The sequence below is a fragment of the Leucothrix arctica genome (assembly GCF_003172895.1).
Taxonomy (GTDB): Bacteria; Pseudomonadota; Gammaproteobacteria; order Thiotrichales; family Thiotrichaceae; genus Leucothrix; species Leucothrix arctica.
In genome coordinates this window covers 60,340-78,367 of record NZ_QGKL01000029.1, presented here as the reverse complement: position 1 = coordinate 78,367, position 18,028 = coordinate 60,340, and the positions used below count along the sequence as shown (strand labels likewise).

17 protein-coding genes are annotated in these 18,028 nt (G+C 45.8%); 4 read left to right on the top strand and 13 right to left on the bottom strand.

Features of this window, described 5'->3' with window-relative positions; all coding sequences use genetic code 11:
- The first annotated feature begins 126 nt into the window (after positions 1 to 126).
- Positions 127 to 1,266, top strand: coding sequence for a sterol desaturase family protein (locus tag DKT75_RS22265; protein WP_109823184.1), 1,140 nt, complete (start codon positions 127 to 129; stop codon positions 1,264 to 1,266).
- A 23-nt stretch (positions 1,267 to 1,289) separates the two neighbouring features.
- Here DKT75_RS22265 and DKT75_RS09450 read toward each other — a convergent pair whose 3' ends face one another.
- The 8 genes from DKT75_RS09450 to DKT75_RS09415 form a co-directional block, all read right to left on the bottom strand.
- Entirely contained in the window at positions 1,290 to 3,266 is a 1,977-nt protein-coding gene (locus DKT75_RS09450) for a beta-propeller domain-containing protein (RefSeq protein WP_109823183.1), read from the bottom strand.
- A gap of 89 nt (positions 3,267 to 3,355) precedes the next feature.
- Entirely contained in the window at positions 3,356 to 4,423 is a 1,068-nt protein-coding gene (locus tag DKT75_RS09445; RefSeq protein WP_109823182.1) for an ABC transporter substrate-binding protein, read from the bottom strand.
- A complete protein-coding gene (locus tag DKT75_RS09440) occupies positions 4,420 to 5,847 on the bottom strand; it encodes a sensor histidine kinase (RefSeq protein ID WP_109823181.1) in 1,428 nt (475 codons plus the stop codon). The genes DKT75_RS09445 and DKT75_RS09440 overlap by 4 nt, the downstream gene beginning before the upstream one ends.
- On the bottom strand, positions 5,834 to 6,511 hold the full coding sequence (locus tag DKT75_RS09435) for a response regulator transcription factor (protein ID WP_109823180.1): 678 nt from the start codon (positions 6,509 to 6,511) through the stop codon (positions 5,834 to 5,836). Before DKT75_RS09435 ends, DKT75_RS09440 begins: the two co-directional genes overlap by 14 nt.
- Positions 6,512 to 6,594: 83 nt before the next feature.
- Positions 6,595 to 8,100, bottom strand: a complete 1,506-nt coding sequence (locus tag DKT75_RS09430) for a tripartite tricarboxylate transporter permease (protein WP_109823179.1) — start codon at positions 8,098 to 8,100, stop codon at positions 6,595 to 6,597.
- An 11-nt stretch (positions 8,101 to 8,111) separates the two neighbouring features.
- Positions 8,112 to 8,552: a tripartite tricarboxylate transporter TctB family protein gene (locus DKT75_RS09425; protein ID WP_109823178.1), complete on the bottom strand. Its 441-nt coding sequence runs from the start codon at positions 8,550 to 8,552 to the stop codon at positions 8,112 to 8,114.
- Positions 8,552 to 9,520, bottom strand: coding sequence for a Bug family tripartite tricarboxylate transporter substrate binding protein (locus DKT75_RS09420; protein ID WP_109823177.1), 969 nt, complete (start codon positions 9,518 to 9,520; stop codon positions 8,552 to 8,554). The genes DKT75_RS09425 and DKT75_RS09420 overlap by 1 nt, the downstream gene beginning before the upstream one ends.
- A 125-nt stretch (positions 9,521 to 9,645) precedes the next feature.
- Positions 9,646 to 10,581, bottom strand: coding sequence for a DUF3179 domain-containing protein (locus tag DKT75_RS09415; RefSeq protein ID WP_109823176.1), 936 nt, complete (start codon positions 10,579 to 10,581; stop codon positions 9,646 to 9,648).
- A gap of 250 nt (positions 10,582 to 10,831) precedes the next feature.
- Between DKT75_RS09415 and DKT75_RS09410 the strand changes: the two genes are divergently transcribed.
- Positions 10,832 to 12,442, top strand: a complete 1,611-nt coding sequence (locus DKT75_RS09410; protein WP_109823175.1) for a GGDEF domain-containing protein — start codon at positions 10,832 to 10,834, stop codon at positions 12,440 to 12,442.
- 66 nt (positions 12,443 to 12,508) lie between these two features.
- A complete protein-coding gene (locus DKT75_RS09405) occupies positions 12,509 to 13,093 on the top strand; it encodes a PhnA domain-containing protein (RefSeq protein WP_109823174.1) in 585 nt (194 codons plus the stop codon).
- Positions 13,094 to 13,163: 70 nt separating this feature from the next.
- On the opposite strand, the gene DKT75_RS09400 is transcribed toward DKT75_RS09405, so the two are convergent.
- The 5 genes from DKT75_RS09400 to DKT75_RS09380 form a co-directional block, all read right to left on the bottom strand.
- A complete protein-coding gene (locus DKT75_RS09400) occupies positions 13,164 to 14,024 on the bottom strand; it encodes a glutamate cyclase domain-containing protein (RefSeq protein ID WP_109823173.1) in 861 nt (286 codons plus the stop codon).
- A gap of 61 nt (positions 14,025 to 14,085) precedes the next feature.
- Positions 14,086 to 15,051, bottom strand: a complete 966-nt coding sequence (locus DKT75_RS09395; RefSeq protein ID WP_109823172.1) for a 5-oxoprolinase subunit C family protein — start codon at positions 15,049 to 15,051, stop codon at positions 14,086 to 14,088.
- Positions 15,048 to 15,746, bottom strand: a complete 699-nt coding sequence (gene pxpB / locus DKT75_RS09390; RefSeq protein ID WP_109823171.1) for a 5-oxoprolinase subunit PxpB — start codon at positions 15,744 to 15,746, stop codon at positions 15,048 to 15,050. Before pxpB ends, DKT75_RS09395 begins: the two co-directional genes overlap by 4 nt.
- Positions 15,743 to 16,477 carry a 5-oxoprolinase subunit PxpA gene (locus tag DKT75_RS09385; protein WP_109823170.1) on the bottom strand — a complete coding sequence of 245 codons (735 nt, stop codon included), beginning with the start codon at positions 16,475 to 16,477 and terminating at the stop codon, positions 15,743 to 15,745. The genes pxpB and DKT75_RS09385 overlap by 4 nt, the downstream gene beginning before the upstream one ends.
- 36 nt (positions 16,478 to 16,513) lie before the next feature.
- Positions 16,514 to 17,299, bottom strand: a complete 786-nt coding sequence (locus DKT75_RS09380) for a putative hydro-lyase (protein WP_109823169.1) — start codon at positions 17,297 to 17,299, stop codon at positions 16,514 to 16,516.
- Positions 17,300 to 17,728: 429 nt separating this feature from the next.
- On the opposite strand from DKT75_RS09380, the gene DKT75_RS09375 reads away from it, so the two are divergent.
- On the top strand, positions 17,729 to 18,022 hold the full coding sequence (locus tag DKT75_RS09375) for a hypothetical protein (RefSeq protein ID WP_109823168.1): 294 nt from the start codon (positions 17,729 to 17,731) through the stop codon (positions 18,020 to 18,022).
- Positions 18,023 to 18,028 lie beyond the last annotated feature (6 nt).

The following is an 18,028-nucleotide window of genomic DNA, read 5'->3' as shown; positions in this document are numbered from 1 at the left end:
GCAACTATAAAACCTATCGCGCCACTTTTCGTTAAGCTAAAACCGTTAGTACCTACGTTTATTCAGCGGTTAACTATTCTGTGTAGAATCATTCGTCTAAGTTTAGTGGTGAGAGGCTGGGTCGAAATGAGTAAGTTCCACAGATACAAAGATCGTGATGTTGAGCTAGACAGCAGCAAGCAGTTTCGCCTAGGCGAAGGTAAAATCAGCGGCTACTGCTCAGTACTTCTCGGCGCGCTCAGCTTGCTCGGTGTGCTGGCGTACCTCTTTCCATCCTATCTAACAACGACTGAGCTAAGACAAGTCTACGACGCTGAGACGCTTCAAAACGTGCTGAAGTACGGCATGTATTTCTCGCTATTTTTTGGCGGTATCACGTTCGTACTAAAGAAGTTTCGCTCGCTCGGCTCTATCGGTATTGGGCTGACGGTGGTGGCTTTTTTATTGGGCGGTTACAAAGTACCTGTCAGCGACGTTGAGCCCATGCATCTTTCTTTAGGTGTCGACTGGTTGATCCTAGCCTTTCTAGGGTCTGCGTTTATCTTTGTCACGGCAGAGAAGCTATTTCCTAAGTACAAAAACCAAGTGATTCTGCGAGATGAGTGGGGACTAGACCTGTTCTATTTTTGCTTTAATCACTTAGCTATTTCCGCGATTATTCTTTACGGAAACTACCACGCGAGTCACTTTGACTGGGCGATTAGCGCCTCGGTGCAAGAGTCCATTCAGTCGATGCCGATACTGTTACAAGTTGGTTTAATCGTTTTGTGTGCTGACTTTGTGTTGTATTGGGAGCATCGTTTATATCACGAGGTTAGTTGGCTTTGGCCTGTTCACGCAGTGCATCATTCCGTTGAAAACCTAGACTGGTTAGCAGGGTCTCGTGGTCACTTTATACAGGTGTTTTCAGAGCGTGCGATGGTGATGATTCCGCTCTATCTATTGGGTGCAGATCAAACAGCACTAAACATTTACGTCGCGTTTGCAGCGTTACAAGCAGTGTTTATCCATTGCAATTTAGGTATTAACTTTGGCCCGCTAAAGTACGTGTTTGTGACGCCACAGTTCCACCATTGGCACCACAGCTCAGAGAAGCCAGCGATAGATACTAACTACTCAGCACACACTATTTTGTTTGACTGGATGTTTAACACAATGCACTTACCAAGAGAGTATTGGCCAGCAGATTACGGAACCACTAAACCGCTACCAAAGACGTATTTGGGGCAGATGTTTTATCCGTTGCAGCAGTTTTATAAGAAGTAGTTGAAGCCTGGCAGAGCTGCTTATTAGTAAGCAACAACCGTGTCTTCATGCAAGTAGTACACTGACTCGTCGATAATCGCAGAGCGGTCATAAGGCCATGACCAGTTGTAATACGGGTTAGGGTTAGCCGGTGTAGCAACAACGGTAGGCAACGTGGTGATCTCACCACTTACCGTATTAATATTTAAGCGGTGTAGTTCGTCACGCGTCCACTGGTAATTAAACCAAGGTTCGCCGAAGTCATGAGCAATGCGCTCATCGACTGACTCATGCAAACTAACAGGTAGTGCGACTTGTAGCGTGTCGCCTTTCTGTAACGACGTAAATGCGTTATGTGTCCGTGTTACAGCTGTTTGAGTGCCACGCTTACCAATGTCGATGGTTTGCTTTTCAAACGGTTCAGCAGGGTTACTAATGTCGATCAATGACAGTTTTACACCCTGATACCACGCACCACGGCCATCACCATCAGTGGTATCTGCCACAGCACTTTTACCAATACCTAGTAAGTAGTTTTCACCAACAGGGTGTAGGTAGTCTGAGTAACCATCAATTTCTAGTGCGCTCGCAATAAACGGGTCGCTAGGGTCAGACAGGTCAAGTACGTATAACGGATCGGTCATACGGAAGGTAACAAGGTAGCCGCGCTTACCGATAAAACGAGTCGCATAAATTTGTTCGCCCACTTTTCCAAGCGGCGCTGGGCGAGTCGCGTTAGGTAGTTTCGCTAGTGTTTCCAGTGTGTTGTCAGTGCTACTTTCAGCGAGTGTATACAAGCGCGCAGGTGAGCTCTCGCTATCAGCTTGTTCCCCAACGTAGCTAATGACGCGCAATACGCCTTCATGCTCACTCATACGGAATGGCTTCAAGTCTTGCTGCCAACCAAGATGACCTGCTATAGAGCCAGTCCCTGTGTAACTCGGTGTTGTCTCAGCGAGTGAAAACTTATGAATGTTTGTGTAGGGTTGGCCGTCGTAAACAAGACCGTCACCGTCATCAGTGTAACTGTACTGAGTCGTCGCAAGATAGATCGCTTCACTTGAGGCATACAGTGTTTCGGTATCACCTGAAAAACATTGCCCCGTAGGCTTTGACTGCAGGTTGCTCAAGTCGATTGCTAGTAAGCTAATCACACTACTTTGTTGGTAGTTTGACGTGGCAGCATCTATTACAAAGCACTCGTTAGGGCCAAACAAAGGCTGAGACGCTTGGCTGTTAATTTGGTACTGCGGTAACAGGTTTGAGAGTGATGATGATTCAATCAACTGTTGATTTCTCGCCACGTCACTATCGTCAGCAGGGTAGTCAATTAAGTCAGTTATGTGTGGCGTATGGCGAGTCGCGAGATAAAGTGTATTACCTATTTTGCGGCTACTAATAAGTTGTCCATCGACACTTAGCTTGTGAGTTTGCTGTGGTGAAGTTGGGTCATTTACATCTATTGTGAATAGTTCAGTTTTGCGTTCTTTCCAGAAGTTTGGCTGAAACCAGTTATCCCAAATTGATGCGTTAAACGGGCCATCACCGGCAATCGCGATTAACTGCTTAGGGTCTTCAAGTAAGTATAAGCCTGACACTACGCCGTCATTAACGGTGTCTATTGCCAATGAGCCAACGAGTTCCGGCTCATTTTCATTAGCTTTAATTATATTTATTTCAGCGCTAGTAACCTTACTAAAATAGAGGTATTCGCCGTCAGTTTTCAGTCGGTCAGCTTCATCTACCGACGCTTCTTGTGTGTTGGTGGAAGAAGTAATAACAGCGCTTTGGTTATCTTCCGCACTTGCTAGGTAATATTCTGACTCAGATATGTGTCCATAATGAGACATTAGCGAGGCTTTTATTTTGTCTTCTAGTTCGTCAGAGGAGTTGGCTTTAGTTAGTTTTTGTGGCTTGTTGTCGTTGCTGTCAATCAGCAGGCTTGGGGCATCCGCACCGCCGCATGATAGTAGAATAATAGCGGCGGTCAGCATTAGGCTAATTTTAAAAAAAGGCGACATTGCGTTTGACCGAGGGATAGATTTTATAGTTTATATGAGGTGAGTTAACGCGAACACGATTTACGTTCACTTCAATTGATAAACCGTAATCAACGCAGGACATTTTCCCATTCTTGTAAGAAGTTTTGCTTCTTCATTCGGTCTTGATAGGTGAGTAATGCAGGGCCAAGTTTGATCAGTTTTAACGGGCCACGGCTTTGCGCCGCTTGTTGAAGACCGGAGTAAGTCACGTTGCCTTTAATATCAGGGTGTATCGGGTAAAGTCTTGCCTTGTTGGCGAGTAATTGTTGGCCGCGTTCAGAAAGTAGATAGTCCAAAAAGTTATGGCCTTGGTCTGGGTTGTTTGCTCGTTTTGACACAAAAGCAACGCGCGACATCACTAGGGTGTAGTCACTGGGAAAGATAATACCGAGATTATCTGACTGTTCGCTGGCGGCATACGCATAAGACCCTAGTACATTATAGCCAAGCAGTAGCTCATTATTTTGTACGGCGTTGAGCATGGCGCTAGTACTGTCGTAGAGCTTTACTTTTACTTTGCTTAGATTTTCGGTGAGTCGTCCCCAAGTGCTGGCTTGCTGAGCATCTTGACTGGCGATCAGGTAGCCGAAGCCACTCCGTGTAATGTCGTAGGTTCCCACGCGCTTTGAAAAAAAGTCAGGTTGGTCGCGTAACTTTTCAATAAGCTCAAAACGACTCTGTGGGATAGCTTCGCCTTGTAACATGCGTTTGTTGTAAACGATGACCGCAGGCTCGTAGGTAAAGCCAAAGGCTTGTTTACGCCATTGCGCCCAGTCTGGTAGCCATTCAAGTGATTGCATGGAGTGGGTATCGGCATAGCCGTCGTTAACCAGTTTGATTTGTAAGTCCATGGCTGAGCTAATGATGAGATCAGCGGTTGTGCCTTGTTGGTACTCTTCTAAAAATAAGTCAAAGAGGGGGACTGTATTGCGATCAAGGTACTCAACAGCAACCTGAGGGTAGAGTTGTTGAAAGTCAGCGATGAGTGTTTTCATGACACGTTCATCGGTACTCGAAAGGATTTTTAAGGTTGTCTCTGGTTGCGTCGTTGCAGGATAAGTACCTGCTTGTAGAGTATTTAATATCGTTAATAGCAGTAGCATCGGGCATAGCGTTATTCGCAAAAAACGTCTCATGTTGTTAACTCCTCAGGTTTGCTAAGCGGTAATAAGAGCCTTGCTTTCAAACCACCTTTGATGCCGTTTTCTAACTCCAGCTTACCGCCCATGCCGTGCATGATTTGCTCAACAATTGCGAGGCCGAGGCCGCTACCACTTTGTTGGCGAAACTCACCACGACCAAAGCGTCGAGTAACTTGTTGTAGTAGCTCTTCGGGTAAGCCCATGCCGTAGTCACGAACTTGTAGTACTACCCAGTTTTTGTCTTCTGCGTATTGTAAACCAACGTGTACTTCGGCTTTGCTGGCATTTGCTTGTCCGTATTTTAAGGCGTTATCCACTAGGTTGCGTAGAATTTCGCGGATGGCTTCAGGGTCAGCGGTCACTTTTACTGGCCCAATATCATTATCAAAATTTAACTCCACACCTTTAGTAATAGCGATCGGTGCCATGTCTGCGAGGCACTTAGCAACGATGTTTTCGAGCACTTCTGGCTTGGGTATGAGTACGTCCACTCGATGGTCTAGCGTGGCATAACTGAGTAATTGGTTGATGCGACTATTTGTTTCCTGAGCGTTTCGAAGAATGCGTTCGGCACGCTGACGGAACTGGTCAGGATTGGTTTCGTCAGCGGCTAGTTCTGCTTGTGCTTGTAAGCTAGCGAGTGGTGTTCGTAGTTGGTGTGCTGCTTCCGCAATGAAGGCGTGATTACGATCTTGGTTGCGTTGCAGTCTGGCCATAAATCGGTTGATGGCTTCAACCAAGTGAGTCGCTTCACTAGGTACTTCGGTTATCAGCGGTTTAAGTTCAGTCGGCTGACGTTGTAGGAGTTCTTGTTCCACTTTAAGCAGTGGATTGAGTGACCAACCCGCAGCTAGCCATACAAACAGCAGTCCTAAAGTAATCAGCCCCAAAATGCCAACTAACGATTTTAAGGTGAGATCGCGAGCGAGTTCGCTTCTGGCAAGGCTGCTTTGTCCCATTTGTAGCCAAACTTTTTCTTGCACACCTGACTCAACAAGTAGTCGCTCAAGTACGATAAATCGAAACGGCTCGTCTTGGTAGTTGGCTGTAAAGAAGTGAGGCTTACCTTGACTAAAGTCAGCCGACATATCAAAACCGTTTGGTTCAGGTATTTTGTCGTAGCCCGTTAGCAGGCCTTTGTTCTCGCTTTTGAGTCGGTAGACAACGCGGTCATCTTGAGATAACGAGAGGGTGTCTAGTGACGCGTAGGGAAGGTCAAAGTTAATCTCTTCTTCTATTACGCTAAGACTTTCCATAGCGGTGAAGCCGGCACTGGCGAGTAGTTTGTCATAGGCTTCATCTGCTGCTTGTTTGGCAAAGTTGCTGGTGGTCAGCAGAACCAATAAGCCGCCGCCAAGTAGGACCAACCCAAATAGTATGGCGAGCCGTACGCGTAGTGAGCCGCTATTTTTCAACATACAGCAGGTATCCTATGCCGCGTAGCGTTTTGATGCGTACGTTGCTGGTTGACAGTTTTTTTCTTAACCGAGCGATGTAAGATTCGATAGCGTTATCGCTTGGCATTTCCTCGATAGTATCGAAGGAACTAAGCTCGGTGGCTATTTGGGCTTTGCTAAGGGTACGGCCTTGATGGCTTAACAATAAACTGAGAATGCTCAGCTCACGTCGGGGTAATTCTATAAAGATATCACTGACTTGAACCTTGGCTGCAGCACGGTCAAAACTGAGGTTGCCGTATTCCACAATACTCGAAAATTCACCCATATTACGTCGAATTAAAGCACGGCAACGGGCAGACAGTTCACGTAGGTCAACGGGTTTGACGAGGTAATCATCAGCGCCAAGGTCTAAGGTATCAACACGGTCACTAATACCTGAGCGGGCAGTGAGTACTAAAACGGGCGTGGTGTCTTTGCGTAAACGAATGAGCTTGAGGACGCTCATGCCATCGAGTTTGGGTAAGCCAAGGTCGAGTATCACTAGGCTATAACTTTCGTAGGTTAATAGTTTATTGGCTTGCTCGCCGTCGGGCATCCAATCAACAGCATGACCATCAACACGAAGTCGTTCGATAATTGCTTCGGCTAAGTCGGGAGTATCTTCAACTAGTAGAATTCTCATAGATTCAGTCTACCAGAGCTAATGAAGGGATAAGAAAAAAGGTGCTCAAAGGCGAGCACCCAAATTCTTACGAGATGGAGCGTTTAATCAGTAATACGTTGTGGCTTCTTCAAGATGTTACGAAGGAACATTGGCGCAACAAATCCTACGATCGCAGCAATCCATAAACCAATCGCAATCGGTGAAGAGAATAGGTAAGTGAACTCACCATCTGCAATCACCATGGCACGACGCAGTGCGTCTTCCATATTGCTTCCTAACAAAATACCTAAAATGACTGGTACTGTTGGGATGTCTAGCTTACGTAGTGCATAACCAAGGATACCGAAACCAACCATCAATAGTAGGTCGAAGTAGCTACCAGACAGTGAGTAAATACCCACGAATGACACCATAGTTACACCTGGTAATAAGATCCATGGTGGTACTTGAAGTACACGAACGAAGATCTTAACCATTGGCACGTTCATTAACAGCAACACGACGTTGGCTATCAATAGTGAAGCAATAAGCCCCCAAACCACTTCAGGTCTTTCAGCAAATAGCGTCGGTCCTGGGGTAATGTTGAGTGTCATTAGTAGCGCAAGTAGTACAGCAGTCGTACCTGAACCTGGAACACCTAGCGTCAGCATCGGTACTAACGCACCACCTGCAGCAGCATTGTTTCCAGCTTCTGGTGCAGCAACACCTTTAGGCACACCTGTACCAAATCCACCTTTTTCACCAGCAATCGCTTTCTCTGACATGTAAGCCATGAAGCTACCGAGTGAAGCACCTGCACCGGGAAGAACACCGGCAACAAATCCAAGCAGGCTAGAACGTAGCATGACCCATTTTGTTTCCATAATGGATTTCCAAGGGATGACCACTTTTTCAAGCTTGATACCGATGGAAGATGACTTACCATGACTTTCGATAAAGAAGAACACTTCTGCAATCGCGAATAAACCAACGATAGCGACTAAGAAGTCGATGCCGTCCATAAGGTGCAAGTTGCCACCTGTGAAACGCTCCATGCCTGATGAGTTGTCCACACCAATCATGGAAATACCCAAACCTAAACAAGCGGCTAATGCTGACTTCGCTTGGTTGTTTGATGACATGCCACCCAGCGTACAGAAGGCAAGTAGGTACAGTGCAAAGTATTCAGCAGGGCCAAAGGAGTAAGCCACTTCTGCTAATACAGGCGCTAGTAGGATTAATCCTAGTGTTGCTAAAAAAGCACCAACGAATGACGCAACACCTGATAGTACGAGTGCTTCACCTGCACGGCCCTGTTTGGCCATGGGATAGCCGTCTAAGGTGGTCATGAGCGCGGGTTCATCACCTGGGATATTGAGCAAGATAGAGCTAATACGTCCACCGTACATGGCACCGTAATAAACCGACGTCATTAGTACTAAGGCCGAGGTCGCATCTAGTCCCAAACTAAACGTAATAGGGATAAGAATAGCGACACCATTTGACGGGCCAAGACCTGGTAAGGCACCAATGATTGTTCCTAGAAAACAACCAACAACGGCAAGAAATAGCGTGAAAGGCGTTAAGGCAACGGAAAACCCGAGAATTAAATTATCAATAATATCCATGATGTTCCTCCTTAACCTAAGAATCCTTCAGGAAATGGGATAAGACCCAGCCCTAAAGCAAATTTAAATACGATAAATAGACCAACGGACAAGCCTACTCCTGATAATGCTGCTGGACCTGCACGGGGTGAAAGTTGGTAGCTAAGCACGCCTGCTGCAACCGCTGTCGGGAAAATAAACCCAAACGGTTTAAGGGCAAATGCATAAGCAACTAACACCGCAACAGCGATAAGCAGTGCGAAAAATGTGCGGCCTGCTGGCCACTCTGGGTCTGGATCTGGACGAATCATCATGACTAAGCCACACAGTCCTGCAATCGCACCAATCATCATTGGGAATGTCTTGGAGCCTACAGGATCAGAAAGGAAGCTAGTCTGAATTTGAGTGGCACCGACGATATACGCCAGTGCCACAAATAGTACGATCAGACCGAAAATACGGTCACTCATCATTACTTAATAACTCCAATATCTTTAGACATTGTGTTGATTTCTTTAACTACGTTAGTTACGTACTCTTGGAAGTCATCACCGACCTTAGTGAAGGGTGCTAGGCCGTTTGCAGTCATTGCTTCTGCCCACTGCTTACTGTCAGCAACTTTCTGTAGACGCTCTGCCCACATGTTGAAGACTTCGTCGCTTACACCTTTAGGTACGTACATACCACGCCAGTTAACTGCTACAACATCATAGCCCTGCTCTTTAGCAGTTGGTACGTCTTCAAAACCAGGTACACGCTCTTCTGTTAGTACTGCGATAGCACGTACTTTTCCAGTTTTAAGGAAGCCAACAACTTCAGACATGTCGCCTGTCATTGCTTGAGTGAAACCACCGATTGTTTGAGTGATTGCATCACCACCGTTGTTAACACCGATGTATTTTACTTTAGTAACGTCAGTGAAGCCTGCACGTTGAAGTAGCATCAAAGGCTTAAGGTGATCAAACCCACCAACCGCTGAACCACCTGCAAAGGTAACTGACTTAGGGTCTTTTATGATTGCGTCTAATAGATCTTTAAGGTTTTTGTATGGGCTGTCATCTGCAACAACGATAACGCCTGGATCAGCACCGATAGCGCCTACAAAACGTACTTGATCAGCTGTCTTACCTGCATATGCGTTTTGAGCAAGGCGAGTTGCCGTTGCAGAAGAGGCTGCAATAAATACATCTACATCATCATTTCGCTCTGCAACTACGTGGTTATAAGCTAAACCACCACCAGCACCAGCCATATTGGTGACTTGAATTGGCTTATCAACTGCGCCAATTTCGTACATGATTTTACCGATAATACGGCAAGTGAAATCCCAACCGCCGCCTGGACTTGCAGGGGCGATACATTCTGCTGCGAAACTGTTGCCCACTAGGCCAACACTAAGTAATACGCCAGCAGCGATTTTCTTGAAAGCAGGTGCCTTCATATTGATATCCTCCATCCTTATAAAAAGTTGCTCACTGCTTGTAATAAGCAATGAGCAAATCTCATCATTTCACAGCAAGCTGACGTGAACCTGTCATGAATGGAGGCTATCGCGAGTCAGTCCATTTATTTAACGGTAAACACAGCAGTCTGTTGGTGAAATGCGTACCACGCAAACCAGAAGCCATTGACTAACTCGACAGGTCTTCCTGCGGCATCTCTTATATTCCCATCACGATTGGGTACATCAAAGTTGATGGTTAAGGCTTGGCCTTGGAAGGTGTCTTTAAGTTGTGTCGTCCCAAGTTTTGCGAGCTCTTTAAAAGGGTAGGCTTTGGTTTTACCGTTAATAGTAATCCCTAGCACACGCTCTTTTGGATGGTAACGACGGCTTTCACGGCTGACTGGGAAGTACAGGTTAGTGTTGTTGTCATAGTTGCCATAAGGCGAACTACGATAGTCGCGGGAGTAGCCCGTTTGGGTAGAAAGGACTTTGGTATTAGGGTGTTGCTTTAGCCATTTTGACCAGCGAGTTTGTGAAGACTCGATCATGGTGAGCTTCTGTCCTTTAAGTGGCCCACTGATGCCTTTGGATAAAATCTGTGACCAAAGTGTTTCGGTTTGGCGGTCATATAGCAGCACGTCACTGTTATACAAAAGACCTGATACACCAAGCTTTAGTGTGCGGCCGCCCTGATTCCCTTCATAAACTATACCTGTGCCGCAAAGTGGGCAGTAGGTCACTGACACGGGCCTGCCTTGGATGGTGTCATTAACGATTTCATGCCAGTTCAAAATATTAATAGGGTAGGCACGACTTTCACCATTGACAGTGATGCCAATGACACGATCCTTTGGTTGCATAAATTTGGCTTGGCTAGCACTGACAAACACCGGCTTATCAATGGAGGGAATACCATCTCTAGGTGGGCCGCCTTGTAGTATTTCATCGATAGGAATGAGGCTGCCAGTGAGGTCAAAGTCGTTTTTAGTGGCCGCAGATAATGAGGCTGAAATGCCGAAGATGAGCATGCAAAGTATGCTTTTATTTATACGAGTCATTTTTTTTCCTCTCAAGTGTCTACCTACAAAATACGCGGTGAAAATTGTTGTGGATGCACCAGTTTCCTGAGGCCGTGTTTATTTTCTTTGAGGACCATCAGTGATAACTTATGTTAAGCTAAATGAGGCAAGTAGCTGATTGGATTAATATTTGTTCAAATATATTGTCTGACTATTAAGTTAGTGCCTAAAGTGACTACCCTAAATTTATTCTAAGTCGTGAAGTACCAATTGATCATGGTTATATGATATGAAGCTGATTGCATTCATTGTAATTTTATTCGTCCAATTTTTGTGTGTTTCCCCAGCCTTAGCGAAACCGCTAGACAAGGTGAATGTGCAACTATCGTGGCTTCATCAGTTTCAGTTTGCTGGCTTTTACGCAGCGTTATCTCAAGGTTTTTATAAGAACGAGGGTCTAGACGTAACCCTGTTAGAGGGCGGCCCTGGTGTCGTTTGTAATGAAGCGTTGTTACACACCAAAGTTAATTACTGCAATGCGACTGGCTCAGTTGTGCAACGAAGAGTTGCTGGTGAAAAAATAGTCGTGCTAGCCAGTATTATTCAATATTCTCCTGTTGTGTTGTTGACTCGAAAAGACTCAGGTTTGGAGGTCGTTAAGGACTTGATCGGCAAGCGTGTTGAAACGATGTCGGCAGGGCTGCCTCTAGTCTCAATTGAAGCAATGTTTCAAAGTCAGGGTATTGAGTTAAGTCAATTAGACAACCGTGAAGATACGGTTGGTATCGATCTGCTGTTAAACAAAACGGTAGACGCACTGTATGGTTTTACCAGTAACGAACCGTATCAGCTAGCGTTAGCAGGTGTGGAGTTTAATGCGATTAGACCGCTTGATTATGATATTGATTTTTATGGTGATGTGATCATTACTAGTGAACGTGAACTGGAGTTGTATAAAGGCAGGGCCAAGCGCTTTAGGTCGGCAACTATTCAAGGTTGGCGTTATGCGTTAAAAAACAAAGTGGCAATGGTCGACCATATTATTGAGCATTATAGTCAAAACAAAACTAAACAAGCGCTGCTTGCGGAAGCGACTGTTATCGAGACGCTAATGCTGCCAAACCTTATTCAAATTGGTCACAACAATATTGAACGCTGGGAAGCGACTGCAGCAACGTTAGCTTCAATTAATACGATTGATAAAGACTACTCGTTAGATGGTTTTATTTACCAAGAAAACGATGTTGAATCTACTTACCGTTCTTTGCTTTGGATTGGTGGCGGCTTTATTTTACTTTGTTGGCTTATCGGGATTTTATTCCTTAATAACCGTCGGCTAGCGGCGGAGGTTCAAGTCCAAATTGTAGGTAAAAAGAACTTACAAGAGGCCCAAGACGCCGCAATTATACAAGCCTATACCGATGAGTTGAGTGGTATGGGCAATCGTCGCTCTTGTTATGAGTATGGTGCGCAAGCCGTTGAACATACCAAGGCGCATAAAGAACCACTGTCTATCATTATGATTGATATTGATCACTTCAAAAAGATTAATGATGAGTACGGTCATGCAGTCGGGGATGAAGTTATTTGCACCATTGCCCGAGTTATTGTTGGGCGTGTGCGTGAGACTGATATTCAGGGGCGAGTGGGGGGAGAAGAGTTTGCGGTTATCCTGCCCGATACAGATATAAAAGGAGCTTGCTCTTTAGCCGAGGAAATTCGTCAAGCGCTTGAAAGTACCAGTGTAGTAGTCGATGACGTCACTATCAACATTACCGCGAGTTTTGGTGTTGCTGCCTTTAAGTCTGACAGGGATGATATTTGTTCTATTGTGAAACGCTCAGATGTGGCGTTATACCGTGCTAAAGCAGCAGGTCGAAATATCGTGAAAACTAACTAATTGGCGTAATGGTTTATTAGAGAATCCGCTATAATTAGCACACCTAATTTTTGAGATTGCCCGATCATGAGCACTGAACAGATCCTAATGGCTCGTAGTGAGTCGAAATGTGAGCTTTGTACCGCGATTGATTCATTAGCCGTATTTGCTGTACCGCCAACGACGCTCGATAGTGCCGATGAGTCAGTCTTGTTGTGCGCAACATGTTTGGGCCAGATTAGTGATCCTGAGACGGTTGATGTTCACCATTGGCGTTGTCTGAATGACAGCATGTGGAGTCAAGTACCGGCAGTGCAGGTGATGTCATGGCGCATGTTGTCACGCTTGAGTAAGACAGAAGGTTGGGCGCAAGACGCGCTAGACATGATGTACCTTGAAGAAGACACGGCAAAGTGGGCACAAGCAACCGGTGAAGGTGACAGCGATGACGAGGTGGTACGTCACTTAGACAGTAATGGTGCGCTACTAGAGCAGGGCGATAACGTTACGTTGATCAAAGATTTGAATGTGAAAGGGACAAGTTTTGTGGCTAAGCGCGGCACGGTTGTGCGTGGGATTGGCTTAGTCAGTGACAACGCGGAACACATTGAAGGACGTGTGAATGGAACGCGTATTGTTATCTTGACGCAGTTTGTGAAGAAGTCAGCGTAAAGCCGATTGCTTCAGTGAGCAGCTTACGTAATGTAAGCTGCTCGACTAACAATAATATTTCACTAAACAGTTAAACCGTAAATCCTGTAATAGCACGTAATTTGTCGATGAGTTCCTGACCTGCTTCAGAGGCAAGGCTATCTTCAGTTAAGGTGTTTTCACGCGTTACGCCATCTACACTGCCACGCTCAGAAATATATTCTAGTATCTCTAATGTGTTGATATAAGACAGTAAGTCTTCATGCTGCCAATAACCTAACAAGGCAATCAAGCCGTGCGCAGCCCAGTTAGATACATCGGCAACAAGTAACTCATCGCACTTAGTCATTGCTGGCGTAATAGACAGGCTAGCTAATGCATCTGTGACATTCCCCATACCGATTTCATTGCCACCGTCACCAATAGCAATGGTTGGGCAGTCTGCTTCAATCAGGAAGTAGTCAAAACAAGCGCAGCGAGCGCTGATATCTTCACCGCGCATATTGGCGTAAATACCGGTCGCTGATAAACCTGGGCGCTCAATCGATAAGACGATTTCAGGTTTGAGTTTATCTAGGGCTTTTAGTGCTTCATCACGGCCTTGGCTTAAGTCGCCAACGCTGATTTCGTAGGTGTTGTAATCTTGACTAATCTTGCTAGATAGCGGGTCACCACACACAATAATAGGGTTAGCACCTAGGTGTTCTAGGATTTTATACAGTGCGATGGCGCCGACAGGGCCGTCGGTTTCAAAGGTGTCATCGACAGGGAAGCCCGTACCGATTAATACAGTACCTCTACAGTCAAGCAGTAGCTTAGCTGCACGTTCGTAATAACCTGGGGTAAGCACTTTTTGGATGCTTTTCATGCCACGCAGGTCTCGCTCTACCATCAAGTCTTCGACTCGTTGGACGATCGTTGCGAACGGTAATGTATTATTTTCTGACGCCATAATTTTGTCCTATTTATAGAAAGCCGAATGGTCAAACGTTAGGCCTTCTATACGCTCAGTGTTAACTGATAGCGGTTATTTTTGTCTGTTGAAAGCGGTAGTGCGCTAGGTGCAATAAGCACTGAGCATCATCCATCGATAAAGCTTCAAAACGCACCGTTGTTTCTGGTGTGCGTTGCGTTAATTTGGGTATATCTAACGAGAACACCGAGCCTATTTTGGGATAGCCACCAATCGTCTGGCGGTCGTTTAGCAAAATGATCGGTTGGCCGTCGCTGGGTACTTGAATCGCGCCGTAGCAGATACCTTCGGATAAAATTCCGTTGATGTCTGATTTTATCTCAGGGCCGGTTAAACGAAAGCCCATACGGTCACAACGGTCACTTAGCGTAAAGTCACTATTAAAGAAACGACGCTGCTGTAACGGGCTAAAGGCATCCTTTTGGTAGCCTAGCACTACACGAAGTACCACATCACCACTATAGTCTGGCTGGTGCTCTTTGGCGAGCATGTGCTGCTGAGTGGTCTGGCTGGCATTGCACGGTAAAATGTCACCACTCTTAAGTGGCGTACCGTTTAAGCCGCCGAGCTTTTCACGCGCAACGGTTGCTGCACTGCCAAACATTGGCGTGATTTGAAAGCCGCCAGCAACGGCAATGTAATGGCGAGTCGTGTGTTGGCTAAACTTCAACTCAACCTTGTCGCCAGACTTGATGGCATGAGTGCGCCAGCTAGCTACATTGATATTGTTAATCATGAGCTGTGCGTCACCACCGGTTACGGCTATTTGCGTGTCAACTTGTGCTTCTAGGCTGATGCCACCAAAGCTAGTTTCTATCGTAGCTGCATTGGCAGTGTTACCGCATAAACGGTTTGCCCAATCAAATGACAGCTTGTCTAGTGGGCCACCTGTGGTTAAACCAATCGAGTGTTGACCGAAGCGACCGCTATCTTGAATTAGCGATAGGATGCCCGGCTGCAATACTTTGAAACCGCTGGTGTTTGTGTTGTTAGTTGCTACGCTCATTTGTATTCCCCTAGTTCGCCACCTAGTTCAATAAAAGCCTCTTTAGTGATTGCTTTAAAACGAACCTCGTCACCCACGCTAACAGGCATGGTTGGGTCAGCATCTGGGTTAAACATGCGGGTAGGGCAGAGACCGATTAGGTTCCAGCCGCCCGGTGAAACGTCAGGGTAGACAGCGGTTTGACGGTCAGCAATACCAACTGCACCGCGCGGTACTTTCAAGCGTGGTGTCGTTAAACGAGCCATCGCAATACGCTCATCCACTTCACCTAAAAAGGCAAAACCAGGGGCAAAACCAATCGCGTAAACACGGTAGGTCATACTTTGGTGAATGGCTATTATCTCTTCAATACTCAAACCAGAATGTTCACTAATAAGCTTTAGCTCTGGGCCAGACTCTTCGCTGTAGTAAACAGGTAGCTCAATGATAGTCGACGGCGTGTCAGATGCTTTTTTAGTGTCGCCTAGTTCGCTGAGTGTTTGCTTGATGATGGCGCGTATTTCAAGCTGGTCACAACGTAACGGATCAAAAATAACCAGTAACGAAGCATAAGAGGCAACTTGGTCTATCAGCTTGTCGCCAAGTGCAGCCGCTAGTTTTGTAGAAGCCTGTTGCACGCGCTCAGAAGTTTCTGGCGAGGTGCTATCACCAAGGTAGACGATTAAAGAATTTTCACTTGCCGTCTCGATTCTCATGCGTCAACCAATGCTCTGATTTCTGATATAGCTTGGATACCTGCATCATTATCGCCATGCACACATAAGGTATCGACTTGTAGCGTTAGCGTCTTGCCGCTCACGGTAGTAATTGTCCCTTGTTCACACAACTGCTTCACTTGCGCGATCATTTTTTCTTTAGTGTGTACTGCGCCAGCTTTGGCACGAGATAGCAGCTTGCCGTCATCGTCATAACAACGGTCAGCAAAGGCTTCAAAGTATAGCTTTAAACCGTACTTTTCTGCTTCAGCAAGGTGCTGATCATGTTCAGGTGTTGCTTGTAGTACTAACGCAGGCTTTGAGTGGTGGCTTGAGACTGCTTCCATCACCGCATCACGCACTTCATCTTGCGCCATCATGTCGTTATATAGCGCGCCATGTGGTTTGACGTAATCGACAATCATGCCTGCATTCTTTGCCATGCCTTCAATCGCGCTGACTTGGTACTGAATATAAGCAATGATCTCGGTACGACTACACTTCATTGAGCGTCGGCCAAAGCCTTGTAAGTCAGGATAAGCCGGGTGAGCACCCACAGTGACGCCATGCTCTTTAGCAAGTTTAAGCGTACTTTGCATGATGATCGCATCGCCAGCATGAAAGCCGCAGGCAATATTGGCTTGGTGAATGTGTGGCATTACCGCTTCGTCCATGCCCATTTTCCATGAGCCAAAGCTTTCGCCTAAATCGCAGTTTAGAGTGAGTGACATGTGCATATCCTGTTAGAACGAGAGGAGCTTTTCAGCTTACATTATGGCTAATTTACTGTTTCGAATGTCGGTAACCAACATACAGCCTGGACTATGAGTGATACAGAACGGTGGTTTTGCGTGTTCAAGCGCCACCTGTGGTGTAACACCACATGCCCAAAATACGGGTAACTCGCCTTCATGGATGCTAACCGCATCACCAAAGTCAGGCTTGTTAATATCTTCGATACCGATAAGCTCAGGGTCGCCTAAGTGAATAGGGGCGCCATGTACGGATGGGAATCGTGTGCAAATTTGTACTGAGCGAATCGCGTCAGCAGCTTGAAACGGACGCATACTGACCACCGTTGTGCCGCTAAAGCGACCTGCTGTGCGGCAAGGAATGTTAGTACGGTACATTGGTACATTGACGTCTTCTGCGATGTTTCGTACTTCAAGACCATCTGCAATGAGTGCTTCTTCAAACGAGAAGGAGCAGCCCAGCATGAATGTCACCAAGTCATCACGCCAATAGTCAGCGATATCAGTGACTTCATTGACCACTTGACCATCTTCAAAAATTTTATAACTCGGTAAGTCACTGCGGACATCTAGGTTTGCAGCAAGCTCTGGGATTTCCCAACTGCCAGCTTCAGACATACCTAGTAATGGGCAGGGCTTAGGGTTTGCTTGGCAAAACTTGAGAAAGTCTGTTGCCCAGTCTTTTGGCAATATCACCATATTACATTGAACAAAGCCGTTACAAAGACCAGAGGTGTTCGTTGTGTGCTCGCCACTTCTAATGCGTTGGCGAAGTGCTGCGGGTGTTAGTTCAGTTGTCATGATAAGCCACTGCCGATTGTAAAAGGGTCTCATAATTGTAGTGAAGGGTTTATTGTTTGAATAGTGTTATTTTTGCCATTCAACCTTTTATTTGATTTATTGATAGTGGGTTTCACTGCTTTGGTTGTTTTTTATAGTTTATTGTCGCTTTTCTGATTCGTTGTGTAGAAAAGTGGTGCAGTTATATTAGTGGCATTATTTATAGAGACTGACTCTGGTAACGTGAGTAGTCAGCAAAGTAACTTCCTGCGTCTTACAATATGGTTGTTTTGTAGTCATATTTATAAGGTTAAGTCGAATTCTTTTTTATTTTAAATTTAAGTGAGCCTTTTTTTGAGCCTCTTGCGCTTATAGGTATAGAGAACTCTCGTTATTTCGTTATAAAAAAATCCCCCCGAGAATTCTCTACCAAACCTTAAAGAGGACAATATGATGAAAAAAGGAATGTTCTACTTGTTGCCATTGCTTGCGTTAACGCAAATTGGGGCATCAAATGCCACACTACAAGTGGGAAAAGATTCTCTTCTAACCGTTAAAGTGCCAATGATTGGTACGGTTGTAGAGCATCACGGCAAGGATTCGCCGATAGTCATGAATACTCTCCCTCGTCCTTTGTCAGGACGTAACCGAATAGCGCGAGGTAGCCTGATTGCCAGTAAGCCAAGAGCGGGCAGAAATGTTCGTAGAATTGCTCACGGTAAGAAGCTGCTAAAACGTCGTTAAACCATA